Below are 15,777 nucleotides of genomic sequence, written 5' to 3' on the forward strand. Positions count from 1 at the left end.
TTCTCCGCTGAAACATGGCCCGGCAACGACTGCCGCCGGGCCCAGAAGGGCTTGGAGGATCAGTTTGTGCCCCAGTATTTGGCCTTCAGCGCGTCCAGCGTGCCGTCTTCCTGAATGGCGGCAAGACCGGCATTGATTGCATCCACCGTCGGGTCACCTTCCTGAAACACGATTCCCAATGGATCGGATTGCAGGCCTGTGATGCCTACGGTCAGTTCTCCGGCAAACTCCTGCTCGTAGGCCGCGGCAGAGGTGCCATCGATGATCACCCCTTGCACGTCTGCGTTCTGAAGCGCCAGGATAGCCGCCGAGAAATTGTCGTAGAGGCTGACATTCTCGCGCCCTACAAGCTCTTCCGCCAGTTGGGCGTTGGTCGTCGCGGTTTGTGCCGCCAGTTTCTGGCCACCCGCTTTGAAATCCTCAAGCGTCAAATCCGCGTTGTCGACTTGCATCAAAATGGCCTGACTGACAACGATGTACGGTTCGGAAAAGTCCATAGTTTCTTCACGTTCGGGCGTGATCGATACGCCCGAGATGACCAGGTCGAACTCACCCTGTTGAAGCGCCGCAAAGATGCCATCCCAGGCGGTGTTTACGAAATTCGGAACGCAATTGATCTTTTCACAGATTGCATTCATCACATCGACATCAAAGCCTACGATTTCGCCAGTTGTTTCGTCGACGGTTTCCATCGGGGGATAGGTCGCATCCGTTCCGATCTTGAGAACGCGACCTTCCAGATCGGCGGCAAAGGCCGCAGGCGCTGTCAGCATTGCAAGCGTTGCAACGGCAAATAGGTTTTTGAACATGTTCGGTTTCTCCTCTGTTGGCTCAGTTGGTCTGCGCCATACCCGGCGCCGGGGTGTCAGGTTGCCGCTCGATCAATGTGGCCCTGATCTTTTTTTGCGTTTCCGACGGATCAACGCCGTCCAGTGTTTTTAGCATGTATTCACCCAGCAGGCGGCTGGTCTCGCCGATTGGCAAATAATAGGTGCTGGGCGGGGGGACGAAATACTGGCTGAGTTTCAGATCGTCGTTTGAAATGACGACGACATCCCTGCCGACCTGAACGCCAATATCGGCGGCGGCGGACAATGCGCCAAGGGTCATCGCCTCGTTGGCGCAAATGATGGCGTTTGGCCGGTTGCGCATTCGCATGAGCGCCGCAAAGGCCCTTTGCCCGGTCTTCGCCGTGGTCGGGCCGGGAAGAACAAGGGCCGGGTCAAACTCCATGCCACCGGCCGACAAAGCATCAGAGTATCCCTGAAGTCGTTGACGGGCATAGATCAGGTCATCCGGCGGGTTGATAAGCGCTATCCGCCTGTGCCCCAATGCCAGCAGCCGAGACGTTGCATCAAAAGCAGCAGCCTGACTGTCGAGATCCACGTAAGGATGTGGTTGGGCACTGTCACTCATCCCGTATGTGACAAACGGAAATCCCTCATCTTGCAGATAGGCGATACGCGGGTCATTCACCCGAGTTCCCGAAAAGATTACGCCGTCTGCCAATCCTTCCTGTACAATGGAATGCAGGGTCTGCAATGCGGCTTCAACATCTCGTACACTGAAGACACTCAACTCATAGCGTGACCCTTGAACCGCGTCGGATATTCCGGCCAGGATCCGGGTGAACTCCACACCCTCCCACTCTTCAGCGGCACTGCCCGAAACGCTGACCAATACCGCAATCCTGTAGGATTTATTGGTGCGCAGCTTCAGGCCGTCCAGATTGACCCGATACCCAAGCTCGGACGCCGCCTTTTGGATCTCTTCCCGCGTTTCCCGTTTAACCGACGAAGCGCCGCGCAGGGCGTTTGAAACCGTGCCTACTGAATAGCCTGTCATACGGGCGATCGATTTGATCGTTGCCCGCGCCATCAGCCGATACCCCCAAGCCGTTCAGTCAAAAACAACCGCCCCATTTGCAAGGTGCGCCTGTGATCGGCGGTTTCATCATGCTCGACGAAAAGGTCGGTGCACTTGGTGCTTGAAAGGGCTCGTATCGTGGCGTCCCAATCGACAACACCCTCACCCGGATTGCGCCAGCGCCTGTCGCCTGATCCGCCCTGCGGATCCACGTCCTTTGCATGAACCGACAGGATGCGATCCGCATGGCGCACCAGCAGGTCAGCCACGTCCTGACCGGCCGCGACAATCCAACCGATATCGGGCTGCCAATAGATGTTTTCTTGCGCCAGAATCAGTTCAAGAGGTGTTTTTCCCGGCGCGCCGAACAGATCAAAGTCGTGGTTGTGATAGGCCAAACTGACGCCGTGATCTCCAAGTTGATCTGCCCAATCGGACAACTGGCCCGACACTGCCTTCCATCCCTCGACAGTGCCGGGCCGCGCCTGTGGCGCCAGCCAAGGCATGACCGCCACCTGGCATTCCAAAAGGTGCAGTACTTCAACGATCTCGTCGAAACGCTCGTGGAACTCCTCCCAATCAAAATGTGCAGAACGAAGGTTAAGACCTGATTGATGGACGATGCGTGCCATCTCTTGCGGTGTCATGTCATGCAGACCGGTAGTTTCGATATCCGAAAACCCGCAAGCGGAAACCAACTTCAGTTGGTCCGAGAGGTCACCGTATTGCCGAACCGTGTAAAGCTGCGCCGATACCCGCATTTTTCACCATTGAAACGTTTCAATTATGGTGAAACACAAAACGCAATTCTGTCAAGAACTGCGTTTCGCTGCTATTTGCGCATGGACAATCCATTGTGGAACAGATGCACCTTGTCCGGTGAGGCCGTGACCGAGACCGTCTGGCCGCGCAGGTTCCGCTGAACCCCCGGAAGCTTTGCAATGACTGCATCCGCACCATCGGTTTTCTCAAAATACAGCAGCGTGACTTCGCCCAGGGCTTCGGTGAAATCCACCTTGCCGGACAGAATCGCGGAGTCTTCCGTCATCGCCAAATCTTCGGGGCGCACCCCGATATTGACCTTTTTCCCCAGGTCACTGTCTTCGGTTGGAACCGCGGATCTTGCAATCCCGCCTGATGACAGTTCAACGGTGGTCGTTTCGCCGGTTCCGGTGATTGTGCCGGACAGCAGGTTCATGGACGGCGAACCGATGAACTGCGCAACAAACTCGTTGTCAGGCGCCTCATACAGTTCAAGCGGTGTCCCGACCTGCGCGATGCCCTTGTTGGCCAATACCACGATCCGACTGGCCAGTGTCATCGCCTCGACCTGATCGTGGGTCACGTAGATCATGGTGCTGTCAGGCATGGCCTCTTTCAGACGCGCGATCTCGATCCGCGTGGCCACCCGAAGTGCCGCGTCGAGGTTCGAGAGGGGTTCGTCGAACAGATACACCTTTGGGTCACGTACGATCGCGCGCCCGATGGCAACCCGTTGACGCTGCCCTCCGGAAAGAGCTTTTGGCAGGCGGTCCAGGAATGGTTCCAGCTGAAGGATTTGAGCGGCACGGTCTACGGCAGCATCAATCTCGGCCGTGGGCATCTTCGCGATTTTCAGGGCAAAGGCCATGTTCTCGCGAACGGTCATGTGGGGATACAAGGCATAGCTTTGAAACACCATCGCGATGCCCCGCTGTGCAGGCGGAACATCGTTCATGACCTGCCCTTCGATTTCCAGCGTGCCGCCTGTAATCTTCTCCAACCCGGCAATCATCCGCAGCAGGGTGGACTTGCCGCATCCGGAAGGACCGACAAAAACGATCAGTTCGCCTTGTTCGATGTCGAGGTTGATGTTCTTCAAAACATCGACAGGGCCATAGGACTTGGCGACGTCCGTGAGGTTGAGTTCAGACATGCTTTATCCCTTTTTCCTGTACATCAGGATGAACTGCGCCGCGTTCAGGACAACGTTGCCGCTTCCTTCGACACCGCCCAGGTCCTGACCCATGACCTGCCAACTGCCTTCGGGCAGCTTGAACGCGGCAGAATCCGTGCCCAGATTGAACGCGCAAAATATCTGCTCATGCGAATCGTCACGCATAAAAGACAGAATCGAACCCGTTTCCTTCATGCCGGTCTGCGCCCCCGCTGCCAAAGCAGGATGCGCATGTCGCAAGGCAATGGCGCGACGGTAGTGGTTCAACATCGAGCCTGGATCCGCCTCCAATCGGTCCACCGCCTGCCCGGCCTGCTGTGCGTTTACCGGCAGCCAGGGCTCTGCTGTGCTGAAACCCGATTGTTCATCTTGTGCCGCCCAAACCATCGGCGTGCGGCAGCCATCGCGGCCCTTGTATTCGGGCCAGAACTCGATGCCGTAGGGGTCTTGCAGTTTCTCGAACGGCACATCCGCTTCGTGCAGGCCCAGTTCTTCGCCCTGATAAAGGCAGGCAGAGCCGCGCAGGCACATCATGAGAACCGCGTGCTGGCGGGTTGCGGCGTCATCCAGATTCCAGCGCGAGACGTGACGCTGCACGTCGTGGTTGGAAAATGCCCAACATGGCCATGCGTCACCTGCCTTCGCTTCCAACTGGTCGAAAACGTGCTTGGTGTAAGTGGCCGTCAATGCACGTTTTTCCAGGAACTCGAAGGCATAGCACATGTGCATCCGCTTATCCCCGGATGTGTATTCGCCCATGATCTCGAGCCCACGCTGCGCATCTCCGACCTCGCCCAGACAAGCCCGGCCTTCATATTCGTCCGTCAAGGCCCGCAGTCTTTCGAGGAAGGCGATGTTCTCGGGCTGGCTTTTTGAAAACAGGTGGTCCTGATGGTTGTAGGGGTTCACGGCCGGTGCGATCGTGGCGTTGCGTTGATCCATCGGCAGCGCAGGATTGTCGCGCAGCGCCTTGTCGTGGAAATAGAAATTGATGGTATCCAGCCGAAAGCCATCCACTCCCAGATCAAGCCAGAACCGCGCCACGTCCAGCAACGCATCCTGAACATTCGGGCAGTGGAAATTCAGATCCGGCTGCGATGTCAAGAAGTTGTGCAGATAATATTGCAGCCGTCGGGCATCCCATTGCCAGGCCGAGCCGCCGAAGATCGAAAGCCAGTTGTTTGGTGGCGTGCCATCCGGCTTGGGGTCAGCCCACACATACCAATCGGATTTCGGGTTTTCACGGCTGCTGCGGCTTTCGCTGAACCAAGGGTGCTGGTCCGACGTGTGCGACAGAACCAGATCGATCATGATCTTCAACCCTTTGGCATGCGCCTGATCCAGAAGCTCTTTGAAGTCCTCAAGCGTTCCGAACATGGGGTCGACGTTGCGATAATCGCTGACGTCGTAACCAAAATCCTTCATCGGCGATTTGAAAAACGGCGAGATCCAGATTGCATCAACGCCCAGCGAGGCGATGTAATCCAGTCGCGCAGTGATGCCCTTCAAATCACCGATCCCATCCCCGTTGCTGTCCTGAAAACTGCGTGGGTAGATCTGATAGATCACACCACCGCGCCACCAGTCCGAAGACAGTTTCGTTGCTTTGCATTGTTCAGGGTTGTTCTGCACGTTCATCAGACGCCTCTATTTGACAGATCCGGCCAGCAGGCCCCGGACCAGGTATTTTTGCATTGCGAAGAAGACGACCAGCGGCACGAAGATCGAGACAAAGGCAGCGGTGGCAAGGATTTCCCAATTGCCGCCACGTGTACCCAGCAGTTCGACGATTCGGTTCGTCATCACGGTTGTCTGGCCGGTCGCGTCGATCAGGAAAACCTTGGCAACAAGCAGGTCATTCCATGTCCACAGGAACTGGAAAATCGCGAAAGACGCCAGCGCCGGGAAGCTGAGTGGCAGGATCAGTTTGGTAAAGATCTGAAACTCTGTGGCGCCATCGACGCGGGCGTTTTCGATCAGATCACGCGGCAATCCGGCCATGTAGTTGCGCAGCAGGTAAATCGCCAGGGGCATCCCAAAGCCTGTATGCGCAAGCCAGACTCCCAGATAGCCTTTGCCGATCCCGATATTGAGGTGAAATTTCAGCAACGGGATCAAGGCCAATTGAAGCGGAACGACCAAAAGGCCAACAACGGCCGCAATCAGCAGGGCGCGCCCGGGAAACTCCATCCACGCCAGCGCATAAGCCGCAAAGGCGGCAACCAGAATCGGGATGATTGTTGCAGGGATGGTCACCGTCAGCGTGTTGAAGAACGCCTTGGCCATGCTGTCCGTACTGCTCTGATCCAGAAGAACCTTTCGGTAGTTTTCCAAAGTGAACTCGGGTGGCAGTTCCGCTGTTACGAAGATGCGCGCACCACGTTTCCCGGTGAATTCCTCGGTGTTTTCCATACGATAGTTGCCCGCCGCATCCACCGTGATCGTACCACCTCGGCGCAGCTCGGCTGTTTGGCCCGGTTTAAATGCATCAACCTCGCGCGAACTGATCCCCCATCTGGAAATCGTTGCTTGCTCATCTTCGCCGAACAACGCCCCCTGAATGACATACAGTCCGTTTTCCAGCACCTGCGTCTCGGGCGCGGCACTGCGAAGCGTCAGGTTTTGTTCAGAGGGAAACAGCGACCGCCACCAGCCGCTGGACGAAATCTGATCTGCCGTCCGAAAGGACGAAATCAACAAGCCAAGCGTAGGAATGACCCAAAGAGCCACCAGGAAGATGACTGACAGATGCACCACCCATCTGAGCGCTGGTTTGGTTCCGGCGATGTCGCTCATGGCTTACTCCATCTCCTTGCGCGCGTTGCGCACGTTCCAGACGAGGATCGGCGTAACAAGCAACATGATCACCATGGCCGAGGCGGATCCGACGCCCCAGTCATTGGCCCGGAAAAGCTTGTCGTACATGTAGTTTGCCAGCACCTGCGTCTCCCACTGGCCGTTCGTCATGGCAAAGACGATGTCGAACACTTTGAGAACGGTGATCGTGATCGTCGTCCAAACAACAAGGATCGTGGTTTTGATCTGCGGTACCTTGATCTTGAAGAAGATCTGAAAGGGATTGGCCCCATCCAAAATGGCCGCCTCGATGGTTTCTTCGGGAATACCGCGTAAGGCCGCCGACAGGATGACCATCGCGAAACCCGTCTGTATCCAGATCAGGACAACCATCAGAAAGAAACTGTTCCAGAAGGGGATTGTTAACCAAGTGTTGGGTTCGGTTCCGCCGAAGAAGATGTACAGCGCGTTCAGGATGCCTATCTGGTCCTGTTCCGCTGGTCGCGCATCATAAACCAGTTTCCAGATCACCGATGCACCAACAAATGAAATGGCCATCGGCATGAAAATCAGGGATTTGGCAAAGTTGCCCCAGCGGATGCGGTCGGTCAGTTGCGCCACGAGAAGACCAAAAGCCGTTGACATGGCCGGCACGACGATCAGCCAGAACATGTTGTTGCGCATGGCTTCCCAAAACTTCGGCTCCGCCGCCATTTGGGTATAGTTGTCCAGGCCAACCCAACGGTATCCGCCACCGGGCACGCGTTCCGTAAGCGAAAGGCGCAAGGTTTCAACCACCGGATACGCCAGATACAGCCCCAATGCAGCAAGCGCCGGGAACAGAAACAACCACGGGCGGATCAAGTTCGCACGGTTGATGTTTCGGCCCGCCTTTGGCCCGCGCGGCGGAAACAGGACTTTGTCCAGAAACTGGTTGGAAAGATAGAAGTAGCCCACGCAACCCGACACGCCGATGGCGATCGTCAGCAGGCCTTGTAATGCGGGTGTCATGATACGCCCATCCGTTTGGCAAACGGGGCGGCCTCAGGACCGCCCCATGAGTTGGTCACTTGATTGCGTCCCAGGAGGCCTGGATTTCACGTGCCACGGTGGCTGCATCTTTTGCACCCGACGAGTAATCGACCATCCCGGTCCAGAACGTACCTGCCCCGACTGCACCGGGCATCAGGTCGGACCCGTCAAAGCGGAAGGTCGTTGCGTTGGTCAGAATTTCACCCTGTCCCCGCTGTGAATCATTCGAATAGTTCGCCGGGTCCGCACCCAGATGTGGCGTCAGGAAACCGTCCTGCGACATCATGATCTCATGGGCGAAAGGTGTCTTGAGGAACTCCAGAAAGGCTTCGGCTGCGGGGTTTGGGTTGGTGATTGTGAACAATGTCCCTGCCCCAAGCACCGGTGTCCCCAGGTCTTTTTCAGCGTAAGCCGGGAAGTAGAAGAAATCAGCATCCACCCCCAATTCGGTGCCTTCCGGAAAATAGGCGGGAATAAACGAAGCCTGACGATGCATCATGCAAGCGGGCGGGCTATCGAAAAGACCTTTGGGGCTGTCACGGAAATCGATTGCCGCTGTGTCGTCTGCGTCACCTACCACATAGTCGTCATTGCGGGTAAAGCTGCCATATTCCTCAATCGCGGCTATGACGCGGGGATCATCGAACTTCATTTCGTTCGACACCCATTGGTCATAGACTTCAGGTGGTTGCGTACGCAGCATAAGATCCTCGACCCAGTCCGTCGCAGGCCAACCCGTTGCGCCGCCCGAGGCCAGACCGACGCACAAAGGCGTCTCGCCGTCCTCGACCATCTGATCCATCAGAGCCTTGAATTCTTCCATGGTTTCGGGCACTTCATACCCAAAGTCTTCGAAGTTTTCGGGCACGTACCAAACCAGCGATTTGACGTTCACATTGAAGAAGAACCCGTAAAAATCGTCAGACCCTTCCGCGTCCTCAAACGTACCCAGATCGACCCAGGATTGTCCCGCGGCGAAGTTTTCCTTGATCCAGTCCGCAGTGCCTTCGGCCAATGGCGTCAGATAGCCCTGTTTTGCGAGGTTTGCCGCCAAACCAGGCTGCGGGAAAACAGTCAGATTCGGCGCCGAGCCTGCGGCCGCATCAATCAGGATCTGCTGTTCCAGAGAATCCGAACCCACATAGCTGGAATTCGCGCCTGTTGCCTCATCGAAATAGGCCACGAGGTTTTCGAAGGACTTGCCCTCGCCAGCCAGCCAGGGGCCGAAAATGGTCAGGCTTTCGCCGGAAAGATCATTCGCTTCGGCAAAGGCCTGAAACCCATCCCAGTCAAAACTGCCCTCGCCGACGGCGTGGATCATCTCACCCTCTGCCTGAACTGATCCGGCCATCAGGGCGAGTGCCGCCGCACCTGCGTAAAGCCCGTGTTTCATCAAATCCTCCTCCCAAGCTTTCATGTACTCAAAGACTCGCTTTCAAAGCGCTTTGGTTGACGTGTGTTATCCGCTAACATCGGCACCCTGTCAATATTTTGCTTCCCAGCGCCAAAATAAATTATATTTTTTGCTTTTAACGCAAAACAAGTTGACGGATGCCGTATTTGCTCACAAAACAAAAAAGAGCCACTCAATTTAAGGCGCTTTGAATCGTAAAATGAACCTGAAGCAGCTCTCGGAAGTTCTGGGCCTTTCGCAAACTACGGTCAGCCGGGCGCTGAACGGGTACCCCGAAGTGAGCGAGGACACACGTGCGCGCGTTCAAGCCGCGGCACGCAAACACGGGTACCGGCCGAACAGTCGCGCCAAAGGGCTTGCGACCGGACGATCGATGGTGATCGGCCACGTCATTCCCAGCTCGTCCCGGCATGAAATGGTCAACCCGATCTTCGGAGATTTCGTCGCCGGTGCCGCAAAGAAATACGCTGAACATGGCTATGACATGATGTTCACCAATGCCGACGACACTTCGATTGAAGAAGCGTATCGGAGTCTTTTTAAGCGCGGCGCGGTGGACGGAGTCGTGCTGCAAGGCCCCAAAGTAAACGAACCACGGATCGAAGTCCTGACCCGCATGGGCGTCCCATTCATCGTGCACGGACGCTCGACCGGCGTCGACGCTCAGTATGACTGGATCGACGTGAACAACAAAAGTTCGTTCATGCGCGCCACGCGCTTTCTGATTGACCTTGGCCATCGCCGTATCGCTCTGATCAACGGTCTGGAAGATATGGATTTTGCCCAACGCCGCCGCGACGGATATCTTGAGGCGCTTGGTCAGGCCGGGCTTGCGCCCGATGCAAATCTGATGCGCAGCGCTGAAATGACAGAGGTTTACGGCCATCACGAAACGCAGAACATGTTGCGCCTCGATTCCCCTCCGACCGCTATTTTGTGTTCATCGATGATCTCTGCCATCGGCGTACGGCGTGCGCTGTCCGAAAACGGGCTTGAGATGGGTACGGATGTGTCAGTGATCGCCCATGACGACGACCTGTCCTATTTGAAGAACGGGCAGGATGTTCCGATTTTCACGGCAACACGCTCATCCGTCCGTCAGGCGGGTGAAATGGCGGCTGACATGTTGATCCAGCGCATCAAATCCCCGAATGATCCCGTCAAAACCAGGCTGCTGGAGGCCGAGCTGGTCGTTGGTAGGTCAACCGGCCCTGCACCCAACAGGGTGCAACCATGAAATACGCACGCGCTGACTTTCCCAAAGATTTTCTCTTTGGTGTTGCCACTTCTGCGTACCAGATTGAAGGCCACGCACAGGGCGGGGCGGGGCGAACTCATTGGGATACCTTTGCGGCGTCGCCAGGCAACGTGGTGCGCGGGGAAAACGGAGACGTCGCATGCGATCACCTGAACCGGTTCGAGCAGGATTTCGATCTGGTGCGCGAGGCCGGGTTTGACTGTTATCGTTTTTCAACCAGCTGGGCACGCGTACTGCCCGACGGGCGTGGTCAGGTCAATCAGGCAGGGTTGGATTATTATGACCGATTGGCGGACGCCCTGCTGGAGCGCGGTATCCGCCCCTGTGTGACGCTTTATCATTGGGAATTGCCGTCAGCGCTTGCGGATCAGGGGGGATGGTGCAATCGCGACGTCGCGGATTGGTTCGCGGATTATACACAGGTCATCATGGGTCGGATCGGAGACCGGATGTTCAGTGCCGCGCCGATCAACGAACCCTGGTGCGTCAGTTGGCTGAGCCATTTTGAAGGCCACCATGCGCCCGGTCTGCGCGATATCCGCGCCGCGGCCCGGGCGATGCATCACGTTTTGTTGGCCCACGGGCGGGCCATTCAGACCATGCGCAGTCTTGGGATGAGCAATCTGGGTGCCGTGTTCAACCTCGAATGGTCCGAGCCCGCGGATGACAGCGCAGATGCGCGGCTTGCGGCAGATCGCTACGATGCGATCTACAACCGGTTCTTCCTTGGCGGTGTTTTCAACAAGGAATATCCCCAAATAGCCCTGGAGGGGTTGGAGCCGCACTTGCCCAAGGGCTGGCAGAACGACTTTGAAACCATCGGCACACAAGTCGATTGGTGCGGGTTGAACTACTATACCCGAAAGTTGATAGCCCCGGCGGACACCGCTTGGCCCAGCCTGCAAGAGGTTCCCGGACCGTTACCCAAAACGCAGATGGGATGGGAAATCGATCCCTCTGCCCTAACCCGCTTTCTTGTCAGAGCAAGGAAAGACTATACGGGCGCCCTGCCAATCTATATCACCGAAAACGGTATGGCGAGTGAGGAGCGCGTGCAGGACGATGATCGTATCGATTATCTCGACAAGCACCTTGCGGCCGTACTGGACGCTTTGGCACAAGGTGTTCCGGTGAATGGCTATTTTGTCTGGTCGCTGCTGGACAATTATGAATGGGCCTTCGGGTACGAGAAGAGGTTTGGACTGGTGGACGTGGATTTCGAAACACTTGCGAGAACGCCCAAAGCGTCTTTCATGGCGCTGAAATCCGCCCTGTCCGGGGGTCAGAGTGTCTCTCGGCCGTTAGCGCAACCATTCGGTGCCGTGCATGAGCATTGGAACCTGGTTGCGGATATCGGCGGTACGAACACACGTCTGGGCGTTGTTACGAACGGAGAATTGGCAGATCTTCGGAAACACCCGACGGGGACATTGGAAGATCTGCTCGAGGCGTTCCATGACCTCAGGGACGAGATCGGAACCAACCCACAGGCCGTCGTAGCAGCCGGAGCCGGGCCGGTCAGGGACGGAACGATTCAGTTGACCAACGCGAACCTGGATCTTTCGGAAACCGAGCTGACGAAAGCAACAGGAGCAGAGCGCACTTTTGTCATAAATGATTTCACCGCTGCGGCGTGGTCAGTGGCCGAGGTGACTCGGTCGGATGTTGCGGTCTTGCAGGGTCAGGAGGCGCCGCCCGCAGGCACACGGCTGGTTGTAGGGCCCGGAACCGGGCTTGGCGTTGGTGCTTTGCTTTTTTCCGAAGGCAGGTATCACACGGTCTCCGGCGAAGGCGGGCACGTGGGCCTGTACCCGCGCCATCGCGACGAAGTTGATATCTTTGAGGCGGCACGTCGCATCGCACCGGGCTGTTTCTTTGGCGACAGCCTGGCGCTGGAAGCAGAAATGTTCCTGAGCGGAACCGGCCTGCCGATCCTGTATCAGGCGGTTGAATTGGCAGCCGGTCAGGCGCGGTCTCAGGCGCGCTCTGCAAAGGAAATTCTGAACGATGCCCGCAACGGTACCGATCTGGTCGCCGAAAAAGCCGCGCAGATTTTTACCACCCATCTGGGTGCTTTGATGGGTGATCTGGCGGTCACCTTGATGCCAGAGGGAGGCGTTTTCCTCGTCGGCGGCGTTGCCGAGAAAAACCGCTGGCTATTCAGCGACAACTTCAAGGATGCGTTCAACGGCGGCGGCCGCTTCAGCGACTTGCGCCGCTCCCTGAACCTTTACGTGTCTGAACAGGCAGAGTTCGGGATCATCGGCGCAAACAACTTCTGCAAGAACGCGCTGAGACAGCAACCAGACTGACCGAATTCTCTGTACCAAGAAGGACCAAGACATGATCCTGTGCTGTGGTGAAGCGCTGATAGATATGATTTCAGAACCGACCGCGTCGGGCGCAATTGGTTTTGTGCCACATACTGGTGGTGCAGTTCTGAACACAGCCGTCGCGATGGGACGTCTGGGTGTTCCGGTTGGGATGCTGACAGGTTTGTCATCGGACATGTTCGGCCAGCAACTGATCGATGCGCTGAAAGCGAGCCATGTGGACACGACACATGTCATCATCTCGGACCGCCCTACCACGCTTGCCTTTGTGCAGCTCTCGGATGGACACGCGTCTTACAGCTTTGTTGATGAAAACACCGCAGGCCGGATGTTGCTGCCCGAGGACATGCCCGATCAGCTTCCCGCTGTCTCTGCCCTGTATCTCGGCGGAATCAGCCTTGCGTGTGAACCTTGCGCAGATGCATATGCCGCCCTTCTGGACCGCCACGGTTCCGACCGTGCGGTGATGCTGGACCCGAATATTCGCCCGGATTTCATCAAGGATCAAACCCGGTTTCGGACGCGTTTGAACCGCATGATCTCGCGTGCGGATATCGTCAAGGTTTCAGACGAGGACCTGGACTGGATCATTCCGGGCGCTGAATCCGAAGCCGCAAAGGCGTCTGTGCTGTTGCAGGCGGGTCCTTCCGTTGTCATCGTCACGCGCGGCAGTGACGGGGCGCACGGTTACTTGGCGGATGGTTCCGAAGTTTCGGTTCCTGTGAAGCCCGTTGAAGTGGTCGATACGATCGGCGCAGGTGACACGTTCAACGCCGGCGTTCTGACCGAGCTCAGCCGCGCAGGGCATCTGACCAAGTCAGGTCTGCGCGGATTGACGGTTGAAAGCCTGCAAGCAGCCATGGAACTGGGCGCTGACGTGGCGGCCGTGACCGTTTCCCGAGCCGGGGCAGAACCCCCCTGGGCGCACGAACTTTGATCTGTGGGACGGCATGATGAAACGATCCGAAATCAACCGTATCAAGACCCGGGCACAGGCGTTCATTCAGTCCTTCGGTGCCGTGTTGCCACCCTTTGCGGATTGGTCGCCCGAGAAAATGCGCAGCCCTCTGGCCGAAACGATCCGCAGCCGCGGGCTGGGATGGGACATTACCGATTACGCCCAGGGCCGTTTTGATGAACTTGGACTGTTTCTATTCACTTTGCGCAATGGTGAGGCGAAGGATCTGAAATCCGGGCGCGGGATGCTCTATGCGGAAAAACTGTTGATCTCGAAAGAAAATCAGCTTTCTCCGATGCACCGGCATATCATCAAGGCAGAAGACATCATCAACCGGGGCGGCGGCGATCTCGTTCTGGAAATCCATGCGTCGGATCCAAACGGTGGCGTCGACCGCGACAACCCGGTGACGGTCCCAAGCGATGCCTGCCCTGTAACCTTGCAACCCGAAGAGCACTTGCGGCTGAAGCCGGGGCAAAGCGTAACTCTGATGCCCGGCATCTGGCACGCTTTCTGGGCTGAGCGCGGCGATTGCCTTATTGGCGAGGTATCGACCGTGAATGACGACCGAACGGACAATGTGTTTGAAAAGCCAATCCCACGGTTTTCAAAGGTCGAGGAAGATACCGAACCGGATTTTCTTCTTGTATCAGACTATTGACACCGTTCGGTCCGGGCTGGCGCAGCAGGATCGCTGGCTCAACCGTTGCAATTCCGTCCACCACCCTTTCGCCTGCCGCTTGACAAGTCAGGCGTAGCCGGACTAGCTGAGCGGGATGGTTCCGTTAGGGATGAAAATGGGAACACGGTGCGGCGCTGGAATGTGCCAAGTCCGTGACTGCCCCCGCAACTGTAAGCGGTGAGCGACGCCACTTCACCACTGACCCAAAAGGGTTGGGAAGGTCGGCCGAGCAACGACCCGCAAGTCAGGAGACCTGCCATCACACTATGAACCAACCCGAGGCGGGGCGTCTCGGAAGGAGGCTTGATGGCGCGTTTGCGTAATATCCGGGTATGTGCCCTCTGTCTGCATCTGGCAAACGACGGAGAAGGCAATGACCTGCTATTCTGATCACTACGTTCTGATCTGTTCAACATGTCAGGGGACGATGTCTGCCGAAGCCGCACAAGACGCGCTGGATGCCCGGTTGCCTGACGGTTTTGAAACCCGAATGGTGGCCTGCATGGCAGGTTGTGAACGGGCCATGACCGTCGGATTTCAGGCCCCGGGCAAAGCGCAGTACCTGTTTGGCGATATCACGACATCCCGCGATCTGTCTGCCTTGGTCGAATTTGCGATCCAGTTCGGCGACAGCGACGACGGCTGGACCAGTGCCTCGGACCGCCCCCCTGCCCTTTTCGCAAAGACCTTATCGCGAATTCCCGCGTTGCCTTTCGGGGGGTCATCATGAGTTTTCTGATTGCAGAGAATTTGGAATACTACGCGCTCAATGGCGACATCCTGTTGCAGGATGTGTCCTTTCGTCTGGAAGAAGGATCAATTCTGGCAATCGCCGGGCCGAACGGCGCCGGCAAAACCACTCTGCTGAAACTGCTGTGCGGGATTGAACGGATTGCGTTGGGCGATGTTTGGATAGAAGGACAAAGCCTTCGGACCCTGTCCGCCCGCCAACGTGCCCGCTCCATTGCTGTGGTCGGGCAGCAGGAAATGCCCGACGGGCGGATGCGCCTGCAAGACTACGTTGCGCTGGGGCAAATCCCGATTCAGGGCGAACGTTCGGTGGCTCAGCACAGGGCTGATCTTGAACGGGTGCTGACGACGACCGAGCTGTTGCATTTTGCCAACAAAACTATGGGTCAACTGTCCGGCGGAGAACGTCAGCGCGCACATATCGCGCGCGCGCTGGCACAGAACCCGTCCTTGCTGTTTCTGGACGAGCCAACCAACCATCTGGACCCCGATGCCAAGGGGCACATGCTGTCTCTGGTCGCTGATCTGGGGGTAACGGTCGTCATGATCGTCCATGATCTGGTCATGATCCCGGAATTCGCCACCCATGTGGCGTTGATGAAAGCCACGCGCCTGACGGGGTTCGGGCCTGTTGGCGAAGTTCTGACCCCAGACCGGGTAAGTGAGACATTCGGCGTGGATTATCTGTGCTTTCAGCACGAAGGCCGCATGATCCCCGCACTGGACATCCGAAAACGGAAATTGTCATAATA

General features: G+C 57.0%; 14 protein-coding genes, 1 pseudogene and 1 riboswitch. Of the genes and pseudogenes, 7 read left to right on the top strand and 8 right to left on the bottom strand.

Annotated elements, in window-relative coordinates; genetic code table 11:
• Positions 1-59: 59 nt before the first annotated feature.
• The 8 genes from GS605_RS09200 to GS605_RS09235 form a co-directional block, all read right to left on the bottom strand.
• Positions 60-809, bottom strand: coding sequence for a basic amino acid ABC transporter substrate-binding protein (locus GS605_RS09200; protein WP_171636130.1), 750 nt, complete (start codon positions 807-809; stop codon positions 60-62).
• 22 nt (positions 810-831) lie between these two features.
• Positions 832-1,878, bottom strand: coding sequence for a LacI family DNA-binding transcriptional regulator (locus GS605_RS09205; RefSeq protein WP_171723784.1), 1,047 nt, complete (start codon positions 1,876-1,878; stop codon positions 832-834).
• Complete coding sequence (locus GS605_RS09210) at positions 1,878-2,627, bottom strand: sugar phosphate isomerase/epimerase (protein ID WP_171636134.1); 750 nt, start codon at positions 2,625-2,627, stop codon at positions 1,878-1,880. The genes GS605_RS09205 and GS605_RS09210 overlap by 1 nt, the downstream gene beginning before the upstream one ends.
• A 71-nt stretch (positions 2,628-2,698) precedes the next feature.
• On the bottom strand, positions 2,699-3,781 hold the full coding sequence (locus GS605_RS09215; RefSeq protein WP_171723785.1) for an ABC transporter ATP-binding protein: 1,083 nt from the start codon (positions 3,779-3,781) through the stop codon (positions 2,699-2,701).
• Between the two features lie 3 nt (positions 3,782-3,784).
• Positions 3,785-5,440: an alpha-amylase family glycosyl hydrolase gene (locus GS605_RS09220; protein ID WP_171723786.1), complete on the bottom strand. Its 1,656-nt coding sequence runs from the start codon at positions 5,438-5,440 to the stop codon at positions 3,785-3,787.
• 9 nt (positions 5,441-5,449) lie between these two features.
• Positions 5,450-6,598 carry a carbohydrate ABC transporter permease gene (locus tag GS605_RS09225; RefSeq protein WP_171723787.1) on the bottom strand — a complete coding sequence of 383 codons (1,149 nt, stop codon included), beginning with the start codon at positions 6,596-6,598 and terminating at the stop codon, positions 5,450-5,452.
• A gap of 3 nt (positions 6,599-6,601) precedes the next feature.
• Complete coding sequence (locus GS605_RS09230; protein ID WP_171723788.1) at positions 6,602-7,609, bottom strand: carbohydrate ABC transporter permease; 1,008 nt, start codon at positions 7,607-7,609, stop codon at positions 6,602-6,604.
• Positions 7,610-7,664: 55 nt separating this feature from the next.
• Complete coding sequence (locus tag GS605_RS09235) at positions 7,665-9,023, bottom strand: ABC transporter substrate-binding protein (RefSeq protein ID WP_171723789.1); 1,359 nt, start codon at positions 9,021-9,023, stop codon at positions 7,665-7,667.
• Between the two features lie 220 nt (positions 9,024-9,243).
• On the opposite strand from GS605_RS09235, the gene GS605_RS09240 reads away from it, so the two are divergent.
• The 7 genes and pseudogenes from GS605_RS09240 to GS605_RS09265 all read left to right on the top strand — a co-directional run bounded on the left by GS605_RS09240 (position 9,244) and on the right by GS605_RS09265 (position 15,775).
• Positions 9,244-10,281 carry a LacI family DNA-binding transcriptional regulator gene (locus GS605_RS09240; RefSeq protein ID WP_171723790.1) on the top strand — a complete coding sequence of 346 codons (1,038 nt, stop codon included), beginning with the start codon at positions 9,244-9,246 and terminating at the stop codon, positions 10,279-10,281.
• Positions 10,278-11,579 (top strand): annotated as a pseudogene (locus tag GS605_RS21035) (GH1 family beta-glucosidase); the annotation flags it as partial. The gene GS605_RS09240 and the pseudogene GS605_RS21035, both read left to right, overlap by 4 nt.
• Entirely contained in the window at positions 11,556-12,614 is a 1,059-nt protein-coding gene (locus GS605_RS21040; protein WP_253283283.1) for an ROK family protein, read from the top strand. The pseudogene GS605_RS21035 and the gene GS605_RS21040, both read left to right, overlap by 24 nt.
• A 31-nt stretch (positions 12,615-12,645) precedes the next feature.
• Positions 12,646-13,572 carry a carbohydrate kinase gene (locus tag GS605_RS09250; RefSeq protein WP_171723792.1) on the top strand — a complete coding sequence of 309 codons (927 nt, stop codon included), beginning with the start codon at positions 12,646-12,648 and terminating at the stop codon, positions 13,570-13,572.
• A 16-nt stretch (positions 13,573-13,588) separates the two neighbouring features.
• Positions 13,589-14,254 carry a D-lyxose/D-mannose family sugar isomerase gene (locus tag GS605_RS09255; protein WP_171723793.1) on the top strand — a complete coding sequence of 222 codons (666 nt, stop codon included), beginning with the start codon at positions 13,589-13,591 and terminating at the stop codon, positions 14,252-14,254.
• A gap of 99 nt (positions 14,255-14,353) precedes the next feature.
• A riboswitch (cobalamin riboswitch) is annotated at positions 14,354-14,551 on the top strand.
• Between the two features lie 97 nt (positions 14,552-14,648).
• On the top strand, positions 14,649-15,005 hold the full coding sequence (locus GS605_RS09260; RefSeq protein ID WP_171636155.1) for a DUF1636 domain-containing protein: 357 nt from the start codon (positions 14,649-14,651) through the stop codon (positions 15,003-15,005).
• Positions 15,002-15,775 carry an ABC transporter ATP-binding protein gene (locus tag GS605_RS09265; protein ID WP_171723794.1) on the top strand — a complete coding sequence of 258 codons (774 nt, stop codon included), beginning with the start codon at positions 15,002-15,004 and terminating at the stop codon, positions 15,773-15,775. The genes GS605_RS09260 and GS605_RS09265 overlap by 4 nt, the downstream gene beginning before the upstream one ends.
• Positions 15,776-15,777 lie beyond the last annotated feature (2 nt).

The sequence above is a fragment of the Ruegeria sp. HKCCD7559 genome (genome assembly GCF_013110575.1).
Classification (GTDB): Bacteria; Pseudomonadota; Alphaproteobacteria; order Rhodobacterales; family Rhodobacteraceae; genus Ruegeria.

Bases quoted from the DNA above. Each gene is read 5' to 3' on its own strand.
- GS605_RS09255 (WP_171723793.1), top strand. From the start codon at position 13,589: ATGAAACGATCCGAAATCAACCGTATCAAGACCCGGGCACAGGCGTTC.
- GS605_RS09265 (WP_171723794.1), top strand. From the start codon at position 15,002: ATGAGTTTTCTGATTGCAGAGAATTTGGAATACTACGCGCTCAATGGC.
- GS605_RS09230 (WP_171723788.1), bottom strand. From the start codon at position 7,609: ATGACACCCGCATTACAAGGCCTGCTGACGATCGCCATCGGCGTGTCG.
- GS605_RS09215 (WP_171723785.1), bottom strand. From the start codon at position 3,781: ATGTCTGAACTCAACCTCACGGACGTCGCCAAGTCCTATGGCCCTGTC.
- GS605_RS09205 (WP_171723784.1), bottom strand. From the start codon at position 1,878: ATGGCGCGGGCAACGATCAAATCGATCGCCCGTATGACAGGCTATTCA.
- GS605_RS21040 (WP_253283283.1), top strand. From the start codon at position 11,556: ATGGCGCTGAAATCCGCCCTGTCCGGGGGTCAGAGTGTCTCTCGGCCG.
- GS605_RS09200 (WP_171636130.1), bottom strand. From the start codon at position 809: ATGTTCAAAAACCTATTTGCCGTTGCAACGCTTGCAATGCTGACAGCG.
- GS605_RS09240 (WP_171723790.1), top strand. From the start codon at position 9,244: ATGAACCTGAAGCAGCTCTCGGAAGTTCTGGGCCTTTCGCAAACTACG.
- GS605_RS09260 (WP_171636155.1), top strand. From the start codon at position 14,649: ATGACCTGCTATTCTGATCACTACGTTCTGATCTGTTCAACATGTCAG.
- GS605_RS09235 (WP_171723789.1), bottom strand. From the start codon at position 9,023: ATGAAACACGGGCTTTACGCAGGTGCGGCGGCACTCGCCCTGATGGCC.
- GS605_RS09210 (WP_171636134.1), bottom strand. From the start codon at position 2,627: ATGCGGGTATCGGCGCAGCTTTACACGGTTCGGCAATACGGTGACCTC.
- GS605_RS09250 (WP_171723792.1), top strand. From the start codon at position 12,646: ATGATCCTGTGCTGTGGTGAAGCGCTGATAGATATGATTTCAGAACCG.
- GS605_RS09220 (WP_171723786.1), bottom strand. From the start codon at position 5,440: ATGAACGTGCAGAACAACCCTGAACAATGCAAAGCAACGAAACTGTCT.
- GS605_RS09225 (WP_171723787.1), bottom strand. From the start codon at position 6,598: ATGAGCGACATCGCCGGAACCAAACCAGCGCTCAGATGGGTGGTGCAT.